Origin of the sequence: Pseudomonas sp. MWU347 (genome assembly GCF_017947305.1) — a bacterium.
In the GTDB taxonomy this organism is placed as follows: Bacteria; Pseudomonadota; Gammaproteobacteria; order Pseudomonadales; family Pseudomonadaceae; genus Aquipseudomonas; species Aquipseudomonas putida_A.
Genome location: NZ_JAFGZB010000005.1, coordinates 468,906 through 492,326, shown reverse-complemented (window position 1 = coordinate 492,326; position 23,421 = coordinate 468,906). Strand labels below are relative to the sequence as shown.

15 protein-coding genes and 1 other RNA gene are annotated in these 23,421 nt (G+C 61.8%); 12 read left to right on the top strand and 4 right to left on the bottom strand.

All coding sequences use genetic code 11. The features are described from left to right. Window positions 1–85 precede the first annotated feature (85 nt). Both xdhB and xdhA read right to left on the bottom strand, forming a co-directional pair. Complete coding sequence (gene xdhB / locus KCG87_RS13925; RefSeq protein WP_096797080.1) at window positions 86–2,485, bottom strand: xanthine dehydrogenase molybdopterin binding subunit; 2,400 nt, start codon at window positions 2,483–2,485, stop codon at window positions 86–88. After that, complete coding sequence (gene xdhA, locus KCG87_RS13920; protein ID WP_210557471.1) at window positions 2,478–3,932, bottom strand: xanthine dehydrogenase small subunit; 1,455 nt, start codon at window positions 3,930–3,932, stop codon at window positions 2,478–2,480. The genes xdhB and xdhA overlap by 8 nt, the downstream gene beginning before the upstream one ends. A gap of 267 nt (window positions 3,933–4,199) precedes the next feature. On the opposite strand from xdhA, the gene KCG87_RS13915 reads away from it, so the two are divergent. From KCG87_RS13915 to KCG87_RS13885, 7 genes are all read left to right on the top strand, one after another. Continuing rightward, a complete protein-coding gene (locus KCG87_RS13915) occupies window positions 4,200–4,859 on the top strand; it encodes a GntR family transcriptional regulator (RefSeq protein WP_007961062.1) in 660 nt (219 codons plus the stop codon). A 2-nt stretch (window positions 4,860–4,861) separates the two neighbouring features. Continuing rightward, the gene (gene smc / locus KCG87_RS13910) at window positions 4,862–8,350 is read left to right on the top strand and encodes a chromosome segregation protein SMC (RefSeq protein ID WP_210557472.1); all 3,489 of its coding nucleotides are present in this window, start codon (window positions 4,862–4,864) and stop codon (window positions 8,348–8,350) included. 259 nt (window positions 8,351–8,609) lie between these two features. Then, a complete protein-coding gene (zipA, locus tag KCG87_RS13905) occupies window positions 8,610–9,473 on the top strand; it encodes a cell division protein ZipA (protein WP_027613270.1) in 864 nt (287 codons plus the stop codon). A gap of 226 nt (window positions 9,474–9,699) precedes the next feature. Beyond that, window positions 9,700–12,057 (top strand): NAD-dependent DNA ligase LigA, encoded by a 2,358-nt coding sequence (gene ligA, locus KCG87_RS13900; protein WP_210557473.1) that lies wholly within the window; start codon window positions 9,700–9,702, stop codon window positions 12,055–12,057. A 251-nt stretch (window positions 12,058–12,308) separates the two neighbouring features. Next, entirely contained in the window at window positions 12,309–13,475 is a 1,167-nt protein-coding gene (locus tag KCG87_RS13895; protein ID WP_210557474.1) for a putative zinc-binding metallopeptidase, read from the top strand. A 111-nt stretch (window positions 13,476–13,586) separates the two neighbouring features. After that, an RNA gene (ffs, locus tag KCG87_RS13890) (signal recognition particle sRNA small type) lies at window positions 13,587–13,683 on the top strand. 228 nt (window positions 13,684–13,911) lie between these two features. After that, window positions 13,912–15,861 carry a hypothetical protein gene (locus KCG87_RS13885; protein ID WP_210557476.1) on the top strand — a complete coding sequence of 650 codons (1,950 nt, stop codon included), beginning with the start codon at window positions 13,912–13,914 and terminating at the stop codon, window positions 15,859–15,861. A 120-nt stretch (window positions 15,862–15,981) separates the two neighbouring features. Here the strand turns inward: KCG87_RS13885 and KCG87_RS13880 are convergent, their stop codons facing one another. Next, window positions 15,982–16,731: a transporter substrate-binding domain-containing protein gene (locus tag KCG87_RS13880; protein ID WP_027613266.1), complete on the bottom strand. Its 750-nt coding sequence runs from the start codon at window positions 16,729–16,731 to the stop codon at window positions 15,982–15,984. Between the two features lie 143 nt (window positions 16,732–16,874). Here KCG87_RS13880 and dnaX point away from each other — a divergent pair, with 143 nt between their 5' ends. The 5 genes from dnaX (at window position 16,875) to KCG87_RS13855 (ending at window position 22,680) form a co-directional block, all read left to right on the top strand. After that, window positions 16,875–18,956 carry a DNA polymerase III subunit gamma/tau gene (gene dnaX / locus KCG87_RS13875; RefSeq protein ID WP_210557478.1) on the top strand — a complete coding sequence of 694 codons (2,082 nt, stop codon included), beginning with the start codon at window positions 16,875–16,877 and terminating at the stop codon, window positions 18,954–18,956. 67 nt (window positions 18,957–19,023) lie between these two features. Then, a complete protein-coding gene (locus KCG87_RS13870; RefSeq protein WP_003223337.1) occupies window positions 19,024–19,362 on the top strand; it encodes a YbaB/EbfC family nucleoid-associated protein in 339 nt (112 codons plus the stop codon). Between the two features lie 264 nt (window positions 19,363–19,626). Beyond that, a complete protein-coding gene (locus KCG87_RS13865) occupies window positions 19,627–20,661 on the top strand; it encodes an NADP-dependent oxidoreductase (RefSeq protein ID WP_135295317.1) in 1,035 nt (344 codons plus the stop codon). A gap of 66 nt (window positions 20,662–20,727) precedes the next feature. Next, entirely contained in the window at window positions 20,728–21,330 is a 603-nt protein-coding gene (recR, locus tag KCG87_RS13860) for a recombination mediator RecR (protein ID WP_003223341.1), read from the top strand. A gap of 201 nt (window positions 21,331–21,531) precedes the next feature. Further along, complete coding sequence (locus KCG87_RS13855; protein WP_210557480.1) at window positions 21,532–22,680, top strand: acyl-CoA dehydrogenase family protein; 1,149 nt, start codon at window positions 21,532–21,534, stop codon at window positions 22,678–22,680. A gap of 119 nt (window positions 22,681–22,799) precedes the next feature. Here KCG87_RS13855 and KCG87_RS13850 read toward each other — a convergent pair whose 3' ends face one another. Then, complete coding sequence (locus KCG87_RS13850) at window positions 22,800–23,348, bottom strand: adenine phosphoribosyltransferase (RefSeq protein ID WP_003223345.1); 549 nt, start codon at window positions 23,346–23,348, stop codon at window positions 22,800–22,802. Window positions 23,349–23,421: the final 73 nt, after the last annotated feature.

Here is a 23,421-nt window from a genome sequence, read left to right as displayed (position 1 = left end):
CCTATTCGCGAGCAGGGCTCACTCCTACAGTTGAATTGCATTCCCCTGTAGGAGTGAGCTTGCTCGCGAAGGCCGCGCCTCGGTCCTAGAGCGGAGCCAGCTCGGTTTCAGCTTCGACCGCTTTCACCGTCTTGAGCTGACGCATCTGCTCACACCCCCACAACACCCGCTCCGGGGTCGCCGGCGCATCGATCTGCGGCTGATGCTTATAGTCACCGAGGCTCGCCACCGCGTCCTTGATCGCGCACCACGCGGCAATCCCGAGCATGAACGGCGGCTCACCCACAGCCTTGGAATGGAACACCGTGTCTTCCGGGTTCTTGCGGTTCTCCACCAGCTTCACCCGCAGGTCCAGCGGCATGTCCGCCACGGCCGGGATCTTGTAGCTGGCCGGGCCGTTGGTCATCAGCTTGCCCTTGTTGTTCCAGACCAGCTCTTCCATGGTCAGCCAGCCCATGCCCTGGACGAAACCGCCCTCGACCTGACCGATGTCGATCGCCGGGTTCAACGAGGCGCCGACGTCGTGGAGGATGTCGGTACGCAGCATCTTGTACTCGCCGGTCAGGGTGTCGACGATCACTTCGCAGCACGCCGCACCGAAGGCGAAGTAGTAGAACGGCCGACCCCGGGCCTGGCTGCGGTCGTAGTAGATTTTCGGGGTCTTGTAGAAGCCGGTGCTCGACAGCGAGACCTGATTGAAATACGCCAGTTGAATCAGCGCCTCGAAGGTCATGATGTGGTCACGCACGCGCACATGGCCGTTGTGGAATTCCACGTCTTCTTCGCTGACCTTGTAGTGCCGCGCGGCGAATTCCACCAGACGCTGCTTGATGATCTCGGCAGCGTTCTGCGCCGCTTTACCGTTCAGGTCAGCGCCGCTGGAAGCCGCAGTCGGCGAGGTGTTCGGCACTTTGTCGGTGTTGGTCGCGGTGATCTGCACCCGATCCATTTCCACCTGGAACACTTCGGCCACCACCTGCGCGACTTTGGTGTTGAGGCCCTGGCCCATTTCCGTGCCGCCGTGGTTCAGGTGGATGCTGCCGTCGGTGTAGACGTGGATCAGCGCGCCGGCCTGATTGAGGAAACTGGCGGTGAAGGAAATGCCGAACTTCACCGGGGTCAGCGCCAGGCCTTTTTTCAGGATCGGGCTGTTGGCGTTGTAGCGACGGATCGCTTCGCGGCGCTCGGCGTACTGGCTGCTTTCTTCCAGTTCGGCGGTCATTTCCTCGAGCATGTTGTGCTCGACGGTCTGGTAGTAGTGGGTGACGTTGCGCTCGGTCTTGCCGTAGTAGTTGGCCTTGCGCACGGCCAATGGATCGAGGTTGAGGTGACGGGCAATCGCGTCCATCACTTCTTCGATGGCGACCATCCCTTGCGGGCCGCCGAAACCACGGTAGGCAGTGTTCGACGCGGTGTTGGTCTTGCAGCGGTGACCATTGATGGTCGCGTCCCCAAGGTAGTACGAGTTGTCCGAGTGGAACATCGCCCGGTCAACGATCGACGCTGACAGGTCCGGCGAGCAGCCGCAGTTGCCAGCCAGGTCCATATTGATCCCGTGCAGACGCCCGGTGCTGTCGAAGCCGACGTCGTACTCGACGTAAAACGGGTGGCGCTTGCCGGTCATCAGCATGTCTTCGACCCGTGGCAGGCGCATCTTGGTCGGCTGCCCGGTGAGGTGCGCGATCACCGCGCACAGGCAGGCCGGGCTGGCGGCCTGGGTTTCCTTGCCGCCGAAACCACCGCCCATGCGGCGCATGTCGACGACGATCTTGTTCATCGACACGTCGAGCACTTCGGCCACCAGCTTCTGCACTTCGGTGGGGTTCTGCGTCGAGCAGTAGACGATCATGCCGCCGTCTTCGGTGGGCATCACCGAGGAGATCTGGGTTTCCAGATAAAAGTGTTCCTGACCGCCGATGTGCAGCGTGCCTTGAATGCGATGTTCGGCGGTGGCCAATGCCGAAGCCGAATCGCCACGCTGATGGGTGTGGCTGTCGAGCACGAAGTGGCGTTTGCGCAAGGCTTCGACCACGTCCAGCACCGGCTCCAGATCCTCGTACTCGATGATCGCCGCCATCGCCGCTTTGCGCGCGGTTTCCAGGTCTTTCGCGGCCACGGCCAGCACTGGCTGACCGACGAATTGCACGTCATCGATGGCCAGCAGGGGATCGCCCGGCAGCAGCGGGCCGATGTCTTTCAGGCCCGGCACGTCTTCATGGGTGATCGCAATGCGCACGCCTTCGAAGGCGTAGCAGGGCTTGGTGTCGATGCTGATGATTTTCGCGTGGGCGCGGTCCGACAGCCGTGCGTACACGTGCAGTTGATTGGGAAATTCCAGACGATCATCGATGTACTGCGCTTCACCGGACACATGCTTGGCGGCGCTGTCGTGCTTGACGCTGCGGCCGACACCGGTGGTCAGGTCCTTGGCGAACAGTTCCGCCAGTTCGGCTTGAGTCTTCTCTACGGCGTGATGGTTAGACATAAGCGGTCACCCGAGTCTCGATGTGCGGTGTTTGCAATTCGATGAAGTATTTGCGCAGCAGGTTCTGTGCGCTGAGCAGGCGATATTCCTTGCTGGCGCGGAAGTCCGAGAGCGGCGTGAAGTCTTCGGCCAGCGCAGTGCAGGCGCGTTCGATTACAGCGTTGTTGAACGGCTGGCCGAGCAGCACGGCTTCGCAGTGGGCGGCGCGTTTCGGAATCGCGGCCATGCCGCCGAACGCCATGCGCGCATCGCTGATCACGCCGTTTTCCACGCGCAGATTGAATGCGGCGCAGACGGCGGAGATGTCATCGTCCAGACGCTTGGAAACCTTGTAGGCGCGGAAACGCTGTTCGGCCGTGGCGCGCGGGACGATGATTTTCTCGATGAACTCGCTTTCCTGACGGGCGGTGACCTTGTAGTCGATGAAGTAATCTTCCAGGTTCAGCGTGCGCCGGGTTTCGCCTTTGCACAGCACCACTTGCGCGCCGAGGGCGATCAGCAGCGGTGGCGAGTCACCGATCGGCGAGGCGTTGCCGATGTTGCCGCCGAGGGTGCCTTGGTTGCGGATCTGCAGCGAGGCGAAGCGGTGCAGCAGTTCGCCGAAGTCCGGGTACTCGGCAGTCAGCGCTTCGTAGCAGTCGGAGAGGGCGGTGGCGGCGCCGATTTCGATACGGTCGTCGAAGGTTTCGATGCGCTTCATTTCGGCGACGTTGCCGACGTAGATCATCACCGGCAGGGTGCGATGGAACTGGGTGACTTCCAGCGCCAGATCGGTGCCGCCGGCCAGCAGCCGCGCTTGTGGGTAAGCGTCATACAGATCGGCCAGATCGGCGACGGTCAGCGGCACCAGGCAGCGTTTGTCGCCACTGTTGAGTTCGCCGATATCGGTCGGGGCGATGGCTTTGAGGCGGGCGATGGTCTCGGCTTCGCGGGCGTCGAACTGGTCCGGTTGCTTGCCACAGCAGGATTGTTCGGCGGCGGCGAGGATCGGCCGGTAGCCGGTGCAGCGGCAAAGGTTGCCGGCCAGCGCTTCGTGGGCCTTGGCCTGATCCGGTGCATCGCTGTTCTTTTGCAGGGCGAACAGCGACATGACGAAGCCGGGGGTGCAGAAGCCGCACTGTGAGCCGTGGCACTCGACCATGGCTTGCTGCACGCTGTGCAATTCGCCCTGGTGCTTGAGGTCTTCGACGCTGATCAGTTGTTTGCCGTGCAGCGACGACACAAAGGTCAGGCACGAGTTGAGGCTGCGATAGCGAATGTGTTCGCGGCCGGCGTCATCCGTTTGCAACTCGCCGACCACCACGGTGCAGGCGCCACAGTCGCCGCTGGCGCAGCCTTCTTTGGTGCCGGATTTGCCCACGTGTTCGCGCAGGTAATTGAGCACGGTCAGATTCGGGTCCAGGGCGTGCTCGCTACGGAGTTCCTGGTTAAGTAAAAACTGGATCACGGAAGGCCTCGCAGACTCATTATTGTTGTTAACCGACTTGAGCCGAATTTAGCAGGTCTGACTTTTCGGTCAATGGTTTTCTGACTTAAAGGTCAGGAAAAACGGTTTTGTCGATTAACGCGTGCTCTATTGAGTATTGACCCTGAGCGGATCCACTGCCTTTTTGCTTGAATCGTGCCAAAAAGCGCCGTGCGGGCACTCCGCCATGCACCTGCATTTGCGCTACACTGCGCCGCTTGTGCAGATCGAAGAGTTTGAAGGACAACCATGACGTTCAAGGCGCCGGACAGCCTCGCCGAGCAAATTGCTCACCACCTCGCCGAACGCATCATTCGCGGCGAAATGAAGCCGGGAGAGCGCATTCAGGAACAGAAGGTCACGCTGGCCCTCAATGTCAGCCGCGGATCGGTCCGCGAAGCCCTGCTGATCCTCGAGCGCCGACACCTGATCGCGATCCTGCCGCGACGTGGCGCCCATGTCACCGAACTCACCGCGCACAAGGTGCAGAGCCTGTGCACGCTGATGAGCGAGCTGTACATCCTGCTCGGCAATGCGGTCGCGAATGGCTGGCAGACCCAGGCCGACATGGCGCCGTTCGTGCAGATCCAGCAGCGCCTGACCGCCAGCTACGAGCGTCAGGACATCCGCACCTTCGTCGACGACAGCTTCGCCGTGATGCGCGCTGCGTACCCGTTTGCCAACAACCCGTACCTGCAAGAGACCGTCGAGAACCTGCAGCCGGCCATGAGCCGTGCGTACTTCCTCGCCCTCGAACAGCGCAAGGCCGAAATGAGCGAGTTTCTCGAACTGTTCGAACGCCTGCTGGCCGCTGTGCTCGCCCGTGATTTGCCGCAGATCCGCATCGTGCTGACGGCTTATGCCCAGCGCAGCTGCGATCTGGTGGTCTCCGCCCTGACGGTTGCCTGAGCGTGCGGCTGAAGTGCATCAAACTGGCGGGGTTCAAGTCCTTCGTCGACCCGACCACGGTGAACTTCCCCAGTAACATGGCGGCGGTCGTCGGGCCGAACGGTTGCGGCAAGTCGAACATCATCGACGCCGTACGCTGGGTGATGGGCGAGAGTTCGGCGAAGAACCTGCGTGGTGAGTCGATGACCGACGTCATCTTCAACGGCTCGACCAGCCGCAAACCGGTGAGCCAGGCGAGCATCGAGCTGGTGTTCGACAACTCCGCCGGCACGCTGTTGGGCGAATACGCGGCTTACGCGGAGATTTCCATCCGTCGTAAGGTGACCCGCGACAGCCAGACGACTTATTACCTCAACGGCACCAAATGCCGTCGTCGCGACATTACCGATATCTTCCTCGGCACCGGTCTGGGCCCGCGCAGCTACTCGATCATTGAGCAGGGGATGATCTCCAAGCTGATCGAGTCCAAGCCTGAAGACTTGCGCAACTTCATCGAAGAAGCGGCAGGCATCTCCAAGTACAAGGAGCGCCGGCGCGAGACCGAAAACCGCATCCGCCGCACCCACGAAAACCTTGCGCGTCTGACCGACCTGCGTGAAGAGCTTGAGCGTCAGCTCGAACGTTTGCACCGGCAGGCCGAGTCCGCCAAGAAGTATCAGGAATACAAAAACGAAGAGCGCCAGCTCAAGGCGCAACTGTCGGCCCTGCGCTGGCAGGATCTGAACGATCAGGTCGGCCAGCGCGAGTCGATCATCGGCACCCAGGAAGTCAGTTTCGAAGCGCTGGTTGCCGAGCAGCGCAATGCCGATGCCGCCATCGAGCGCCTGCGCGACGGGCACCACGAACTGTCCGAGCGCTTCAATCTGGTGCAGGGCCGCTTCTATTCGGTCGGCGGCGACATCGCCCGGGTCGAGCAGAGCATCCAGCACGGTCAGCAGCGCTTGCGCCAGTTGCAGGACGATCTGAAAGAAGCCGAGCGCGCGCGTCTGGAAACCGAATCGCACCTGGGCCACGACCGCACGCTGCTGCTGACCCTCGGCGAAGAGCTGGACATGCTCACCCCCGAGCAGGAAGTCACCAGCGCCGCTGCCGAAGAAGCCGCCGCTGCGCTGGAAGATTCCGAAAGCGTCATGCACGGCTGGCAGGAGCAGTGGGACACTTTCAACCTGACCGCTGCCGAACCACGGCGCCAGGCCGAAGTGCAGCAGTCGCGGATCCAGCAGCTGGAAACCAGCATGGAGCGTCTGGCCGATCGGCAAAAGCGTCTCGCCGAAGAGCGCGATCTGCTTTCCGCCGACCCGGAAGACGCGGCGATCATGGCGCTCAACGAGCAGCTCGCCGAATCCGAAGCGACCCTCGAAGATTTGCAGACCAGCGAAGAAGCGCAGGTCGAAAAACTGGAACAACTGCGTCAGGAATTGCAGCAGGCACTGACCGCGCAGCAGCAGGCGCAGGGCGATTTGCAGCGCCTCAACGGGCGACTGGCGTCGCTGGAAGCCTTGCAGCAAGCCGCGCTCGACCCGGGCACCGGCACCGCCGAATGGCTGAAGGAACACAACCTCGCCGAACGTCCGCGTCTCGCCGAAGGGCTGAAGGTCGAGGCTGGTTGGGAGCTGGCGGTGGAAACCGTGCTCGGCGCCGATCTGCAAGCGGTGCTGGTGGACGACTTCAACGGTTTCGATCTGTCCGGTTTCACCCAAGGCGATCTGCGCCTGCTCAGCCCCGCCAGCGATGGTGTGCGAGTGGCGGGCAGCCTGCTGGATAAAGTCGAGGCGCAGATCGATCTGTCGCCGTGGCTCGGCCAGGTCAAACCGGTCGACAGCCTTGAACAGGCGTTGGCCCTGCGCGGCCAGTTGAGTGCCGGGCAGAGCCTGATCAGTCGCGACGGTTACTGGGTTGGCCGACACTTCCTGCGGGTGCGTCGCGCCAGTGAATCCGAGAGCGGCATGCTTGCCCGTGGCCAGGAAATCGAGACGCTGCAGGTCGAACGCGAAGAGCGCGAAGCCACGGTCGAAGCCATGGAAACCCGTCTGCAAACCCTGCGGGCGCAACAGCGGCAGCAGGAAAACGGTCGTGAGCATTTGCGCCGTTTGCTGCAGGACGAAGCCCGCTCCCAAGGTGAATTGAAAGCCCAGTTGTCCGCCGGTAAAGCCAAGGCTGAACAGCTGACGCTGCGCCGCACCCGACTCGATGAGGAGCTGATCGAACTCGGCGAGCAACGCGAACTGGAACACGAACAGATCGGCGAAGCGCGCATGCAATTGCAGGAAGCGCTCGATGCCATGGCGCTGGACACCGAGCAGCGCGAGTTGCTGCTGGCCCAGCGTGACAACCTGCGCGAACGCCTCGATCGCGTGCGCCAGGAAGCCCGCCAGCACAAGGATCACGCCCATCAACTGGCGGTGCGTCTCGGTTCGTTGCGCGCGCAGCACGATTCCACGCGCCAGGCGTTGGAACGTCTGGAGATGCAGGCCGAGCGCCTGACCGAAAAACGCGAACAGTTGAGTCTGAATCTGGAGGAGGGCGAGGCACCGCTGGAAGAGCTGCGCCTGAAACTCGAAGAGCTGCTCGACAAGCGCATGACCGTCGACGAAGAACTGAAGACCGCGCAGATCGCGCTGGAAGACGCCGACCGCGAACTGCGCGAGGCGGAAAAGCGCCGGACCCAGGCCGAGCAGCAATCGCAACTGATCCGTGGCCAGCTCGAACAGCAGCGCATGGAATGGCTAGCGCTGACCGTGCGGCGCAAGGCGTTGCAGGATCAATTGCTCGAAGACGGCTACGATCTCAATGGCGTGCTCGCGACCTTGACGCCTGAGGCCAGTGAACGCGCCGCCGAAGAAGAACTCGAACGAATCAATGCGCGGATTCAGCGCCTGGGTGCGATCAACCTCGCGGCCATCGACGAATACACGCAACAATCCGAGCGTAAACGTTATCTGGATGCGCAGGACGCCGATCTGGTCGAGGCATTGGAGACCCTGGAAAACGTCATTCGCAAGATCGACAAGGAAACCCGTAACCGCTTCAAGGATACCTTTGATCAGATCAATGGCGGATTACAGGCGCTTTTCCCGAAAGTTTTCGGTGGTGGCAGCGCGTATTTGGAACTGACGGGCGAAGATCTACTCGATACAGGGGTGACGATCATGGCGCGGCCGCCAGGAAAGAAGAACAGCACCATCCATTTGCTCTCTGGCGGGGAAAAAGCCCTGACCGCACTGGCACTGGTTTTTGCGATCTTCAAATTGAATCCGGCGCCGTTCTGCATGCTCGATGAAGTTGACGCGCCACTGGATGACGCTAACGTTGGACGCTACGCACGATTGGTTAAAGAGATGTCGCAGACCGTGCAGTTCATCTATATCACCCACAACAAGATCGCCATGGAAATGGCCGATCAACTGATGGGGGTGACGATGCATGAGCCGGGTTGTTCGCGACTGGTTGCAGTGGATGTCGAGGAGGCGATGGCGATGGTGGACGCCTGAGTCAGCGTGGTGTCGGAAGGGTATGAGTAGTCTGTAGGACTTTTTTACCGACTTCGACTTGCTGGCCAATCGACATATTCGCGCAAGCCAATGTGACAGACGGTGTAAAGTTGTCTTTGGTCGTGCTAGTTTAATGTCAATTTTTCGTATACGTGGGCAAAACGCCTGTCAGAACATAGAGTTGGCGCCACGTTTTAAAGCGGTTTGCACAATGTAAACCCCTTATTTTTCAGCATTTTTTATAGAGGCACGGGATTACATGGAAATCGGTCTGCGCGAGTGGCTGATCGTCATCGGCATCATTGTGATAGCCGGTATTCTTTTCGATGGCTGGCGCCGTATGCGCGGCGGCAAGGGAAAACTGAAATTCCGCCTTGACCGAAGTCTGTCCAACCTGCCGGACGAGGACACCAGCGCCGAGCTGTTGGGCCCGGCCCGCGTGCTGGATACGCATAAAGAGCCGCAACTGGACGAACACGATCTGCCGTCGGTGAGCATGCCGGCCCGCGAAGCACGCGAGCCTCGCGAATCCGGTTCGAAACGTGGCAAGCGCGGCAGCAACGGTCCGGCCCAGGGCGACCTGAACCTCGACCTGGACCTGGACGGCGGCCCGAGCTTCAGCAGCCGTGATGATGACTTCGTCGACGACAGCAAGCCTGCGCCAGCGGTGGCCGACAAGGATCAGCCGCAAGCCGAAGAAGTCCTGGTGATCAGCGTGATCTGCCGCGACGCCGCCGGCTTCAAAGGCCCGGCCCTGCTGCAGAACATTCTCGAAAGCGGTCTGCGTTTTGGCGAGATGGATATTTTCCACCGCCACGAAAGCATGGCCGGCAACGGTGAAGTGCTGTTCTCCATGGCCAATGCGGTCAAGCCGGGCATCTTCGATCTGGACGACATCGACCATTTCAGCACCCCGGCGGTGAGCTTCTTCCTCGGCCTGCCAGGCCCGCGTCATCCGAAGCAGGCCTTCGACGTGATGGTGGCGGCAGCGCGCAAGCTCTCCCAAGAGCTGAACGGCGAGCTGAAAGACGACCAGCGCAGTGTGCTGACCGCACAGACTATCGAGCACTACCGTCAGCGCATCGTCGAATTCGAACGCCGCGCCCTGACCCAGAAGCGCTAAAGGCCAGAGCGCAGTTGTGGCGAGGGAGCTTGCTCCCGCTCGGTGGCGAAGCCGCCGTAAATCCTGCAACCGGGTTGTGCCTGATGCAACATGGTGGATGGTATTGGGGCTGCTTCGCAGCCCAGCGGGAGCAAGCTCCCTCGCCACAATGTCCATAGCCTTGAGCTATTGTGATTTAGAAGATTGAGCAGCCTCGGCTGCTCTTTTGCTTTATGAGAGAACACCCATGACCGCCGCCAAAAACCGCATTCTAGAGCTGCGCGCTGAACTCGATCAGCACAACTACCGTTACCACGTCCTCGACGAGCCGAGCATTCCGGACGCCGAGTACGACCGGTTGTTCCACGAGCTCAAGGCGCTGGAAGCGGCCAATCCGGAATTGATCACCAGCGACTCGCCTACCCAGCGTGTCGGCAGTGTGGCGCTGACCGCGTTCACCCAGGTGCGTCACGAAGTGCCGATGCTCAGCCTCGGCAACGCCTTCGAAGAAACCGACATGCGCGAATTCGACCGCCGGGTGACCGAAGGTCTGGATCTGCCGGCCGGTGATCTGTTCGGTGGCGGCGCGGCGGTGGAATACAGCTGCGAGCCGAAACTCGATGGCCTGGCGGTCAGCCTGCTGTATCAGGACGGCGTGCTGGTGCGCGGCGCCACCCGTGGCGACGGCACCACCGGTGAAGACATCAGCGTCAACGTGCGCACCGTGCGCAACATCCCGTTGAAGCTGCACGGCTCAGGCTGGCCGGCGACCCTCGAAGTGCGCGGGGAAGTGTTCATGTCCAAGGCCGGTTTCGAGCGCCTCAACGCCTCGCAACTGGAAGTCGGCGGCAAGACCTTCGCCAACCCGCGCAACGCCGCTGCCGGCAGCCTGCGTCAGCTGGATTCGAAGATCACCGCCAATCGCCCGCTTGAATTCTGCTGCTACGGCATCGGTCAGGTCTCCCACGATATCTCCGATACTCACATCGGCAACCTCAAGCAATTGCAGAAGTGGGGCATGCCGATCAGCCACGAGCTGAAGCTGGCCAAAGGCATCGGCGAGTGCCTGGATTACTACCGCGACATCGGTGAGCGGCGTAACGCGCTGGCCTACGAAATCGACGGTGTGGTGTTCAAGGTCAACAGCATCGCCGATCAGCGCGAGCTGGGCTTCCGGGCCCGCGAACCGCGCTGGGCGATTGCGCACAAATTCCCGGCGATGGAAGAACTCACCGAACTGCTCGACGTGGAATTCCAGGTCGGTCGCACCGGCGCGGTCACTCCGGTGGCGCGGTTGAAACCGGTCAAGGTCGCCGGCGTCACCGTCGCCAACGCGACCCTGCACAACATGGATGAAGTGGCGCGCCTGGGCCTGATGATCGGCGACACGGTGATCATCCGTCGCGCCGGTGACGTGATCCCGCAGGTGGTGCAAGTGGTCACCGAACGTCGCCCGGAGAATGCTCGTCCTGTAGCGATTCCAGAGAATTGCCCGGTCTGCGGCTCCCATGTCGAGCGCACGCAACTGGTCAAGCGCAGCAAAGGCAAGGAAACCATCAGTGAAGGTGCGGTGTACCGCTGCGTTGGCCGTCTGGCCTGTGGCGCGCAACTGAAGCAGGCGATCATTCACTTCGTCTCGCGCCGGGCGATGGACATCGAAGGCCTTGGCGACAAGAGCGTCGAGCAACTGGTCGATGAAGGTCTGGTCAGCTCGCCGGCCGATCTGTACGCGTTGAAGTTCGACGACATTGTCGATCTGGAAGGCTTCGCCGAGGTCTCCAGCAACAAGCTGTTGGCGGCGATTGAAGACAGCAAGCAACCGGGACTGGCGCGGTTCATTTATGCGCTGGGCATTCCCGATGTCGGCGAGGAGACGGCCAAGGTGTTGGCGCGCTCGCTGGGTTCGCTGGAGCGCGTGCAGCAGGCGTTGCCGCAAGTGCTGACCTACCTGCCGGATATCGGCCTGGAAGTGGCGCATGAGATTCATAGCTTCTTTGAAGATGCACACAACCAGCAGGTGATCACCGAGTTGTTGGGGCATGGCCTGCAGATTCAGGATCAGGGTGAACTCGGCGCCGAATTTGCCGCCAGCACCACCCTCGGCGGTCTGCTCGACAAGCTGCACATTCCCTTTGTCGGCCCGGGCGGTGCGCAGAAACTGGCGGACAAATTCGGTTCGCTGGACGCAGTGATGAATGCCGACTGGCTGGACATGCGTCAGGCGCTACCGGAGAAGCAGGCCAATTCGGTGCGCGAGTTTTTTGCTGTGCCCGAGCATCGGCTGATCGCCGAGGCCGCCGAGAAACAGTTGCGGGATTTCGGCATGCACTGGCTGAGCGAGAAGAAAGTCGTCGAAGGCCTGCCGCTGTCCGGCGAGACCTGGGTGCTGACCGGCAAGGTCGAATTGATGAGCCGCGATGTGGCCAAAGAACACCTGGAGAGCCTCGGCGCCAAGGTCGCCGGCTCGGTATCGGCGAAAACTCATTGTGTGGTCGCAGGGCCCGGTGCTGGTTCGAAACTGACCAAGGCCAATGAGCTGGGGGTGAAGGTGATGGATGAAGAGGCGTTTATCGCGTTCCTCAAAACCCATGGCATTTCTGCCTGATACAGTTTTGTTCGGCAGTCTGCTTTTGTGGCGAGGGAGCTTGCTCCCGCTCGGCGACGAAGTCGTCGCAAAACCACCATCCTCGGTGTTTCAGGATAAATGAGGTCGCATGGTTTTGGGGCTGCTTCGCAACCCGGCGGGAGCAAGCTCCCTCGCCACATCGGCAGTGTCACTCAGCAGTTGCGCTGTATTCGGGAACATTGTTGACTTCAGGATGATCTAGTCTTGGCAAGCCCCAGGGAGAGATCGCCATGTACCGCTTTTTCGAGCAGCTCAGTTCTCGCATCGTCGCGCCGTTCATGGGCGAATCTTCACGCAACAGCAAAATCTGGCCGTGCCGCTGCGGCCAGTCGCTGTTCTTTCGCAACAGTCAGTGTCTGGCTTGCAGCGCCTTGTTGGGCTATCAGCCTGAAGAAAGTCGCCTGACCTCGTTGCAGCCCGGGCCACAGGACGGCAGTTGGACACTCGATGCCGATCCCGACGCCGGACTGTTTCGTCGCTGCGCCAACCTCGACACTCCCGCCGCGTGCAACTGGCTGCTGCCGGATAACGGCCACGACAGCCTGTGCATCGCCTGCAGCCTCAACCGCACCATCCCCGACCTCTCAGTGCCGGAAAACCCCGAACGCTGGCGCAAAGTCGAAATCGCCAAGCGCCGGCTGGTGGCGCAACTGATCACCCTCGGCCTGCCGGTCATCCCGAAAACCGTGGATGAGGCCACCGGTCTGGCCTTCGACTTCATCGGCGTCGACCTCGAAGGCAACGCGCCGATGACCGGCCACGCCAATGGCCTGATCACCCTCGACATCAAAGAAGCCGACGACGCCCATCGCGAGCAGGTGCGGGCGGCGATGCATGAGCCCTATCGCACGCTGCTCGGGCATTTCCGGCATGAGGTCGGGCATTATTATTGGGATCGACTGATCGCCAATGGGCCGTGGCTTGAACCTTTCCGCAACCTGTTCGGCGACGAGCGCGCCAGTTACGCCGAAGCGCTCGACCGTCATTATCAACAGGGCGCACCGCTGGACTGGCCGCAACACTACGTCAGCGCCTACGCGACCATGCACCCATGGGAAGATTGGGCCGAAACCTGGGCGCATTACCTGCACATGATGGATGCGGTGGATACCGCGCTGGGTTTCGGCATGAGCGCGCGGGAAATGGACTTCGACTACCAGCCGTTCCCGTCCAGCACGCTGTACGACCCGGAGCACCCCGGCGGCGCGGCGTTCCTGTCGTTCGTCAATGCGTGGATCGAACTGGCGGGCATGCTCAACGAGCTGTCACGCAGCATGGGGCAGCCGGATTTCTACCCGTTCGTGCTGCCGGCGGCGGCGATTGCCAAGTTGCACTTCATCCATCTGGTGATCCAGCAGGCGGGCGGCAAGGCGGACGAGGTGTTACAGGCGCAATAGCAAGTGCTTGAAGCCCTTCATATTTTTAATCTGAAACCAACGGTTGTAACTTCGCTTCAGATAGGTACAATGGCGCGGCTCGCCGACAGGTGAGTGTCGTTATGGTGACCCCATCGGTCCCCCCGCAACGATTACCCGTGAACCTGGTCAGAGCCGGAAGGCAGCAGCCACAGCGGGAACATTGTGTGCCGGGGTGTGGCTGGTGGGGTTACCACCTTAACGAACGAAGAACGCTTCAACAGAACTGCATGGGTTTCGCCCACTGCGGTTTTTTTATGCCCGCGATTTGGGCTTTCACACCAGCCCCTGTGGGAGCGAGCCTGCTCGCGAAGGCTGCCCCCTGATGCCTGTTCAGCCACCAAGGTTGAACAGTGGCATACTCCACCGTCTTGCTGCGCGCGTCGTTGACAAGTTCGCGCCCTGGCTACGAGGTTGTATGCACCCGGAACATCACGATTTATCCACCGCCGTGTACTTGCCCGTGACGGATGAGACCTGCGCCAGCCTGTTGCAGCCCGATGGCGCAAAAAACCTCGGCGAGTTGACGGATGCGCAGCTGGCCGCCGTGCTGGTCATCCAGAATCTGGCTCAGGCCACCGAAAAGGATCTCACCGCCGCAGCGGCGGAGAAGGTGCTGGCGCGCCTGATCGCCTGGGCGGTCGATGGCGGGGCAGGGCTGCTGTCCGAGGCGCAACGGCTGTTCGATCCGCGCCAGTTGTACTTCGGCCTGAACGCCATCAGGGGATTGAACCTGCGATTGCTGTTGGCCGAAGAGGTGTCGGCGCAGGATTACCTGCTACCCGATGGCAAGTGGGATGACGAGTTCAAGGCGCGCCACCACGCGATCAACAATCCGTTCAGCCAGCAGATGATCAGCCCCGCGCACCGCGAGCGCTGGCTCAGCGCCGCGCAGGACAAACTGGTCAGAACCTTCCGCGCCAACCTCGATGAAGACCTGCACGTGCAAGGCTATGCCGGGATCGGCAAGAGCCACCTGGTCGGTGCCTTGACCGAGTGCCTGGACCCCGGGAAAACCCTGTTGCTGGCACGCACCCCGGAAAAACTTGCGACCCTGTGCCAGCGCATGGGCGTTGCCAGTGAACGCAAGCCCGGCATCACCTTTGAGGCGTTCGCGCGCGGGCTGATTTATGGGCGCAAGCCACAGCCGGCAAGCGCCGCTGGCCGAGTCGCGAGCAAACAGAGTCTGGCGCAGGAGCTGAACATCCTCGGCTTTCGCGAGCATGACGCGCAACGCACCCTGAATGTCTGCCTGGAAACCCTCGAGCGCTATTGCCACTCCCGGGATTACAGCCTGTCGGCGCATCATCTGCCGTATTTCAAACTGTCCTTGTCCAGCCTTGAGTCCAAGGTGCTGCTGGAGTATTCAAGCCGCGTGTGGACTTACCTCGAGGCCAACCCGGCGTGGGGCCGGCAGAGCGGCTTTGAAGCCTTGTTGCTGATCAAGCGTGCAAGCCTTGCTGGCTGCGTGGTGCCGCCGCGTTATACCCACGTGCTGATCGACGAGAGTCAGGACATTCCCGCTTCGCTGCTGCAGATAATCGAGCGTGGCCGACAGGTGCTGATCACGCTGGGCGATGAGTACCAGCACGCCGAGCGCGATCTGGTGAAGAGAAAGCGTGAGGTGCGCCAGAGCGATATCACCTACTCGGTACGCTCGGGTCGTAACGTCGAGCGTCTGGTCAATCCGCTGATTTCCCGGCACTCGGAAAAGAGCAAGGTGCCGTTCGAAGGCGCGCGTGAAGCTGACGTCGGCATCGAGTTTTATCCGCAGGGCTTTGTCCCGCCGGAAGGTTGCGTGGTGCTGACGGCGTCCCCCTGGGACACCATGAAGTGGGCCATGCAGCTGCACGATGCCAATTGCCTGTTCAGCTTTGCCGACATGAAAGCCCAGCGCGACCTCGAGCACTTCATGATCACCGCCATCGAACTGTTCAGGGTCGACTTCTACAGTGCCGAACACAGCGAGAAGGGCCCGCATCGCTATTTCAGCGACCTGCCGAAGTGGCAGCAGGTGCGCGATGCCAACCAGTTCGACGAGGCGTTTCTGTGGGTCGAGGCCGAACTGGAGAAGGGCTTCAAGGTCGCTGACCTGACCCGGCTCAACCGGATGATCGGCGGCCCCGGCAAAAGCTGCCTGCTGATGCTGGCGCAAGAGGCGGGCGGCATGGAGTTCGACCGCGTTCTGCTGACGCCCGAGCTGCTGACCAATGTGCAGTTCAAGGACGCCTACGCGTTCGATCAGCGGATCTGCGCCGTGTACATCGCCATCTCCCGCGCCCGGCAGCAGCTTTATCTGCCGTACGATGTGGTCGAATGGATCGAATTTCACGACTACCAGAAATTCCGCGAGTCGCACGGCTACTGAATAATTCTCTGTCGGAAATGTCCCCTGTGGGAGCGGGCTTGCTCGCGAAGGCGGTGTGCCAGTTAACGAATCAGGTGACTGACACACCGCCTTCGCGAGCAAGCCCGCTCCCACAATGGGTTATGGGGTGGCTTCAGCGGACCCGGTATACAACCGGATGATGTCATCAATCTCCCCCGACATTTTCATCCGCAACAACGTGCGCAGGATCCGCTGCACTGGCACCTGAGGGTCATTCCTCACGTAGCAGCCCACATGCTGCTCCTGCAGCACCGCGACGCCGTGCAGTTGCTGCCCGGGCAGCAGGCGCTGATTGAACCAGTCGAGTGTCCATTGATTGCTCACCGCATAGCGGTAGCGGCCGGCCAGGAGTTTTTCCAGCACTTGTTCCTGATTACGCGCGTCCTCGCGTTGCAGGCGATCGGCGTCGAACAGCGGTTGCAGGGTCGGATAGGTATAGCCGAGCACGGTGCCGATCGATTGGCGGGGTAGGTCGGCAGGGTCGACGCGGGGCGGCTGAGCATCGCGGCTGATCAGCAAATCGCGCTGGAACAGCAGCGGAAGGCTCCAGATATAGTCCCCGGACTGATTCGGCAGCCACGATTGTGCGGCATAGCAGCGCACGTCGACTTCACCGTGCTCCATGGCGTTCTGCACCCGGGCGCGCGGCAGGACGTGGAATTCGGCCGGCACGCCGACCTGCGTCGCAAGGCTGAGCATGATGTCGTGGAGGATGCCCTGGGTCGGGCGGCCGTGGTCGATCTGCACCATCGGCATCGCCCAGCTGTCGGCCACGACAAAGCGCAGCGGCGGTTCGGCCGCGCTCACGCTCAGACTGATCCCCAACAAAGCTCCCAAGGCCCAACGCATACATGCTCCGATGAGTCCCGATCACGAGCGAAATTTCCCCGCCAACAGCAGCTTAGCCAGATTAGACGAGCACACCGGATGCAATTTTGCCCTTGCTCCGCTAGCATTAGCCGCTTCAGCTTCCTTCGTTGCGACGGTTTTCGATGAGTTATCAGGTTCTTGCACGTAAATGGCGTCCGCGCTCGTTCCGCGAAATGGTCGGCCAGACCCATGTGCTCAAGGCTCTGATCAATGCCTTGGACAGCCAGCGGCTGCACCACGCGTACCTGTTCACCGGTACCCGCGGGGTCGGTAAGACCACCATTGCGCGGATCATTGCCAAATGCCTGAACTGTGAAACAGGTATCACTTCCAGCCCCTGCGGCGAGTGTTCGGTGTGCCGCGAGATCGATGAAGGGCGCTTCGTCGACCTGATCGAGATCGACGCCGCGAGCCGGACCAAGGTCGAGGACACCCGCGAGCTGCTCGACAACGTGCAGTACGCGCCGAGCCGCGGGCGCTTCAAGGTCTACCTGATCGACGAAGTGCACATGCTCTCCAGCCATTCCTTCAATGCGCTGTTGAAAACCCTTGAAGAGCCGCCGCCGTACGTCAAGTTCATCCTGGCGACCACCGACCCGCAGAAGCTTCCGGCAACGATTTTGTCGCGTTGCCTGCAGTTCTCGCTGAAGAACATGACGCCCGAGCGCGTGGTCGAGCATCTGACCCACGTGCTCGGCGCCGAAAACGTGCCGTTCGAAGACGACGCGCTGTGGTTGCTGGGCCGCGCCGCTGACGGCTCGATGCGTGACGCCATGAGCCTGACCGACCAGGCCATCGCCTTCGGTGAAGGCAAGGTATTGGCCGCCGACGTGCGGGCGATGCTCGGCACGCTGGATCACGGCCAGGTCTTCGACGTGCTGCACGCGCTGATCGAAGGCGACGCCAAGGCGTTACTCGAAGCCGTGCGCCACCTGGCCGAGCAAGGCCCGGACTGGAACGGCGTGCTCTCGGAAATTCTCAACGTGCTGCACCGCGTCGCCATCGCCCAGGCCTTGCCTGAAGGTGTCGACAACGGTCATGGCGACCGTGACCGCGTATTGGCATTGGCTCAGGCGCTGCCGGCCGAAGACGTGCAGTTCTATTACCAGATGGGCCTGATCGGTCGCCGCGACTTGCCGCTGGCGCCGGATCCCCGTGGTGGCTTTGAAATGGTCCTGCTGCGGATGCTGGCCTTCCGGCCGGCGGATACGACGGACGCCCCGAGGCAACCGCTAAAGCCAGTGGGGATCAGCCAGGCCACAGTTGATTCCGCAAATTCAGTGGCTGCCGCGCCCAAGCCTGCGCCGGTAGTCGCTGCGGCTGTTGCGCCTGCACCGGTGGTTGCGCCAGCGCCGGTTCCAGCGCCTGTGGTGGTGGCTGCGCCGGCACCTGCGCCAGAAGCAGAACCTGAACCGGTCGTCGCCGAAGCGCTGGTCGACCTGCCGTGGAACGACCCGGTCGAACCCGAGCCGGAACCCGAGCCGGTGCAGCAACCAGCCGTCGAGCCGGTACTGGAAACCGCCAGCGAGCAGCCCGAGTTGCCGCCGATGCCGCTGCCGACCCCGGACAGCGTGGTGCCGGATGCACCGGAGTGGGCCGCTGCGCCGATTCCCGAGCCGTCGGTCGCCGACGTCGATGCCGCCACTCCAGGCATGGACCTCGACGACGAGCCGCCGCTGGACGAAGACTACATCGAGCCGGACATGGATTCGGCCTACAGCTACCTCGACGACCTGGCCAGCGAACACACCGCCGAGCCGGCCCCGGAACCCGAGCCGGAGCCTGCCGCAGCGCCGGCCACCGGTCTGGCGTTGCAATGGCTGGAGCTGTTCCCGCAACTGCCGATCTCCGGCATGACCGGCAGCATCGCCGCCAACTGCACGCTGATCGCGGTCGATGGCGACCATTGGCTGATGCACCTGGACCCGGCGCACAGCGCGCTGTTCAACGCCACGCAACAGCGGCGCCTGAACGATGCGTTGAACCAGTTCCACGGTCGCACGCTGACCCTGACCATCGAGTTGATCAAGCCCGAGCAGGAAACCCCGGCGCAGGCCGCGTCCCGTCGCCGGGCCAACCGTCAGCGCGAGGCGGAGGAATCGATCCACGGGGATCCGTTCATCCAGCAGATGGTCCAGCAGTTCGGTGCAGTGGTGCGACACGATACTATTGAACCTGTCGACGCCTTGGTCGCCCAAGGCTAATAACTGAGGGCGTCCGGCCTCGCTGGCCGGGCGCTGTTTTGATCCAAGTACTTTTGAGGTGATTCCCATGATGAAAGGTGGCATGGCCGGCCTGATGAAGCAGGCGCAGCAGATGCAGGAAAAAATGGCCAAGATGCAGGAAGAACTGGCCAACGCCGAAGTCACCGGCAAGGCCGGTGGCGATATGGTCACCGTGGTGATGACCGGTCGTCACGACGTGAAAAGCGTCAGCATCGACCCAAGCCTGGTTGAAGGCCTGAGCGAAGACGACAAGGAAATGCTCGAAGCCGTTGTCGCCGCGGCCGTCAACGACGCCGTGCGCAAGATCGAAGCCAACAGCCAGGAAAAAATGGGCAGCATGACCGCCGGCATGAACCTGCCAGCAGGTATGAAACTGCCATTCTGATTCGCCATCGCGAGTTGGATGAGCTACACAAAATGCCAGGCATCGCGCCTGGCATTTTTGTTTCTGCCTGAGTGTCATGTGTTGGCAGAGCTGACGCTTTCGCGAGCAAGCCCGCTCCCACATTTGGAATGCGTTCTTCCTGTGGGAGCGGGCTTGCTCGCGAAGGCGTCGACTCGGACCAACTGAAGAAACATCGAACCCACCACCGCCGCCAAAGGTCTGCTCCCTATACCCCCGAATTCCCCATTCACAGGAGACGCTGACATGTCCGACCCTCTGACCCTCAACCAACGCTTCGTCCTCGCTTCACGTCCGGTGGGCGCGCCGACTCCGGAAAACTTCCGTCTGGAGCGCGAAGCGTTGCCGGATCTCGAAGACGGCCAGGTGCTGCTGAAAACCCTGTACCTGTCGCTGGACCCGTACATGCGCGGGCGCATGAGCGATGCACCGTCCTACGCCGCGCCGGTACAAATCGGCGAAGTGATGACCGGTGGCGCTGTCAGCCGTGTCGAGAATTCCCGTCATCCGAAATTCCACCAGGGCGATCTGGTGGTCGGCCTCACCGGCTGGCAGAGCCACAGCATCAGCGACGGGCGCAACATCATGCCGATTCCGTCCGGCCTGCCGAGCCCGTCGATGGCGCTCGGCGTGTTGGGCATGCCGGGGATGACTGCGTACATGGGGCTGATCGACATCGGTCAGCCGAAAGAAGGTGAAACGCTTGTCGTGGCTGCTGCGTCCGGTGCCGTTGGTTCGGTGGTCGGTCAGGTGGCGAAGATCAAGGGCCTGCGCGCCGTGGGTGTGGCCGGTGGAGCCGACAAATGCAAATACGTGGTCGAGGAACTGGGGTTTGATGCCTGCATCGATCACAAGGCGCCGGACTTTGCCGAACAACTGGCCAAGGCTTGCCCGAAAGGCATCGACATTTATTACGAAAACGTCGGCGGGCATGTGTTCGATGCCGTGGTGCCGCTGCTCAATCCCAAGGCGCGCATTCCGCTGTGCGGGCTGATTGCCGGTTACAACGCCACTGAAGTGCCGCAAGGCCCGGATCGTCTGCCAATGCTGCAGCGTACGTTGCTGACCAAGCGCGTGCGGATTCAGGGCTTCATCGTGTTTGATGACTACGGCGACCGTCAGCCGGAATTCATCAGCCACATGGTGCCGTGGGTGCGCGACGGCAAGGTCAAATTCCGTGAAGACGTCGTGGAAGGCCTGGAGCAGGCGCCCGAGGCGTTTATCGGTCTGCTGGAGGGGCGCAACTTCGGCAAACTGGTGGTGAAGGTCGCCCAGGACTGAGCATTTGACGCTGGCCAGAGGCGCGGGTATAAACCGCGTCTCGTTGTTTTGTCGGACTTTTTACCCATGAGCTTCAGCCCTTTGATTCGCCAACTGATCGACGCCCTGCGCACTTTGCCGGGCGTGGGTCAGAAAACCGCCCAGCGCATGGCGTTGCAGTTGCTCGAGCGTGATCGCAGCGGCGGCACGCGCCTGGCCCAGGCCTTGAGCCAGGCCATGGAAGGGGTGGGGCACTGCCGTCAGTGCCGCACGCTGACCGAAGACGATCTGTGCCCGCAATGCGCCGACACGCGCCGCGACGACACGCTGCTGTGCGTGGTGGAGGGGCCGATGGACGTTTATGCGGTGGAGCAAACGGGTTTCCGTGGGCGCTACTTCGTGCTCAAGGGCCACCTGTCGCCGCTCGACGGTCTGGGGCCGGAAGCTATCGGTATTCCGCAGCTGATGGCGCGTATTGAAGAGGCGGGCACCTTTACCGAAGTCATCCTCGCCACCAACCCGACGGTGGAAGGTGAAGCTACCGCGCATTACATCGCCCAACTGCTCAGCAACAAAGGCCTGATCGCCTCGCGGATTGCCCACGGTGTGCCGCTGGGTGGGGAGCTGGAGCTGGTGGATGGCGGGACACTGGCCCATTCGTTTGCCGGGCGTAAGCCGATTTCCCTCTAAGTCATAGGGTGTCTGAACAGACGCCTTCGCGAGCAAGCCCGCTCCCACAGTTGATCGAGTACATTCAGATTGAATGCGGTCGAATGTGGGAGCGGGCTTGCTCGCGAATGGCGCACCTCGGTCTGACTGATTCACACAAACCTATTGAAAACCAAGCAAGCGCTCGGTTAACGTCGGCCAACCCCTCAGTGGAGTTCGCCGATGCCTGCTTTCCAGGAATACTTCGACCCCAGCCACCAAATGGTCCGCGACAGCGTCAGACGTTTCGTCGAGCGCGAGATCCTGCCGGACATCGATGCGTGGGAAGAGGCCGAAAGCTTTCCCCGTGAGCTGTACCAGAAGGCCGGGGCGGCGGGGATTCTCGGTATCGGTTATCCCGAAGCGCTGGGCGGCAGCCACGAAGGTGATGTGTTCGCCAAGGTCGCCGCCAGTGAAGAACTGATGCGCTGCGGCTCCGCTGGGCTGGTCGCCGGCCTCGGTTCGCTGGATATCGGCCTGCCGCCGATCGTCAAATGGGCCCGGCCCGAGGTGCGCGACCGCGTCGTGCCGCAAGTGCTCAGCGGCGAGAAGATCAGCGCGTTGGCGATTACCGAACCCGGCGGCGGATCCGACGTCGCCAACCTGCAGACCCGCGCCGTGCGTGATGGCGAGTTCTACCGGGTCAGCGGCAACAAAACCTTCATCACCAGCGGCGTGCGTGCCGATTTCTACACTGTCGCGGTGCGCACCGGAGCGCCGGGTTTCGGCGGCATCAGCCTGCTGGTGATCGAGAAGGGCACCCCAGGCTTCACCGTAGGCCGCCAGCTAAAGAAAATGGGCTGGTGGGCCTCGGACACCGCTGAGCTGTTCTTCGACGATTGCAGGGTGCCTGTGGGCAATCTGATCGGCGCCGAGAACATGGGCTTCGCCTGCATCATGGGCAATTTCCAGAGTGAACGGCTGGCGCTGGCGCTGATGGCCAACATGACCTCGCTGCTCGCGCTCGAAGAGGCGCTGAAGTGGGCGCGCGAGCGTGAGGCGTTCGGCAAACCGATCGGCAAGTTCCAGGTGATCAAGCATCGGCTGGCCGAAATGGCCACGGCGCTGGAAGTATCGCGCGAGTTTACTTACCGCCAGGCGGCGAAAATGGCGGCGGGGCAGAGCGTGATCAAGGAGATTTCCATGGCCAAGAACGTTGCCACGGATACTTCGGACCGGATTACCACCGAGGCAGTGCAGATTCTTGGCGGCCTGGGTTACATGCGCGAGAGTCTGGTGGAGCGGCTGTATCGGGATAACCGCATTCTGTCGATTGGCGGCGGGACGCGGGAGGTGATGAACGAGATCATCAGCAAGCAGATGGGGCTTTAGGTTTGCGGTGAGGCTGCCGGCCCTTTCGCGAGCAAGCCCGCTCCCACATTGGATCTGTGGCGTTCACAAATCCTCTGTGGGAGCGGGCTTGCTCGCGAAGGCGGCGGTACAGACGCCGCTTACTTGTCAGTCAAAGCAAACTGCGTCAGACAGAACGTCGGAATCCCCATGTCTTCCAGACGCTGCGACCCACCCAGCTCCGGCAGATCGATAATCGCCGCTGCCTCATGCACCCGCGCGCCCATGCGGCGGATCAGGTTGGCCGCGGCGATCAGCGTGCCACCGGTGGCAATCAGGTCATCGAACATCACCACCGAATCGCCTTCGCACAGGCTGTCGGCGTGCACTTCGAGGAACGCTTCGCCGTACTCGGTTGCGTAACCTTCGGCCAACACGTCCGCCGGCAGTTTGCCTTGCTTGCGGAACAGCACCAGCGGCTTGTTCAGTTGGTAGGCCAGCACCGAACCGATCAGGAAACCGCGCGCATCCATCGCGCCGATGTGGGTGAAATCGGCTTCCACATAACGGTGGGCGAAGCTGTCCATCACCAGGCGCAGGGCCTTGGGCGACTGGAACAGCGGGGTGATGTCGCGAAAGATCACGCCCGGTTTCGGGAAGTCGATCACGGGGCGGATCAGGGATTTGATGTCGAAGGAGTCGAAGACCATCGTCGAGGTGTCCTGGCAGGGCTGCAAACGGCGCAGTATACCCGCGGCTGAAACGCTTCGCTCAACCGCGGAT

Bases quoted from the DNA above. Each gene is read 5' to 3' on its own strand.
- xdhB (WP_096797080.1), bottom strand. From the start codon at position 2,485: ATGTCTAACCATCACGCCGTAGAGAAGACTCAAGCCGAACTGGCGGAA.
- KCG87_RS13915 (WP_007961062.1), top strand. From the start codon at position 4,200: ATGACGTTCAAGGCGCCGGACAGCCTCGCCGAGCAAATTGCTCACCAC.
- zipA (WP_027613270.1), top strand. From the start codon at position 8,610: ATGGAAATCGGTCTGCGCGAGTGGCTGATCGTCATCGGCATCATTGTG.
- ligA (WP_210557473.1), top strand. From the start codon at position 9,700: ATGACCGCCGCCAAAAACCGCATTCTAGAGCTGCGCGCTGAACTCGAT.
- KCG87_RS13895 (WP_210557474.1), top strand. From the start codon at position 12,309: ATGTACCGCTTTTTCGAGCAGCTCAGTTCTCGCATCGTCGCGCCGTTC.
- KCG87_RS13885 (WP_210557476.1), top strand. From the start codon at position 13,912: ATGCACCCGGAACATCACGATTTATCCACCGCCGTGTACTTGCCCGTG.
- KCG87_RS13880 (WP_027613266.1), bottom strand. From the start codon at position 16,731: ATGCGTTGGGCCTTGGGAGCTTTGTTGGGGATCAGTCTGAGCGTGAGC.
- dnaX (WP_210557478.1), top strand. From the start codon at position 16,875: ATGAGTTATCAGGTTCTTGCACGTAAATGGCGTCCGCGCTCGTTCCGC.
- KCG87_RS13870 (WP_003223337.1), top strand. From the start codon at position 19,024: ATGATGAAAGGTGGCATGGCCGGCCTGATGAAGCAGGCGCAGCAGATG.
- KCG87_RS13865 (WP_135295317.1), top strand. From the start codon at position 19,627: ATGTCCGACCCTCTGACCCTCAACCAACGCTTCGTCCTCGCTTCACGT.
- recR (WP_003223341.1), top strand. From the start codon at position 20,728: ATGAGCTTCAGCCCTTTGATTCGCCAACTGATCGACGCCCTGCGCACT.
- KCG87_RS13855 (WP_210557480.1), top strand. From the start codon at position 21,532: ATGCCTGCTTTCCAGGAATACTTCGACCCCAGCCACCAAATGGTCCGC.
- KCG87_RS13850 (WP_003223345.1), bottom strand. From the start codon at position 23,348: ATGGTCTTCGACTCCTTCGACATCAAATCCCTGATCCGCCCCGTGATC.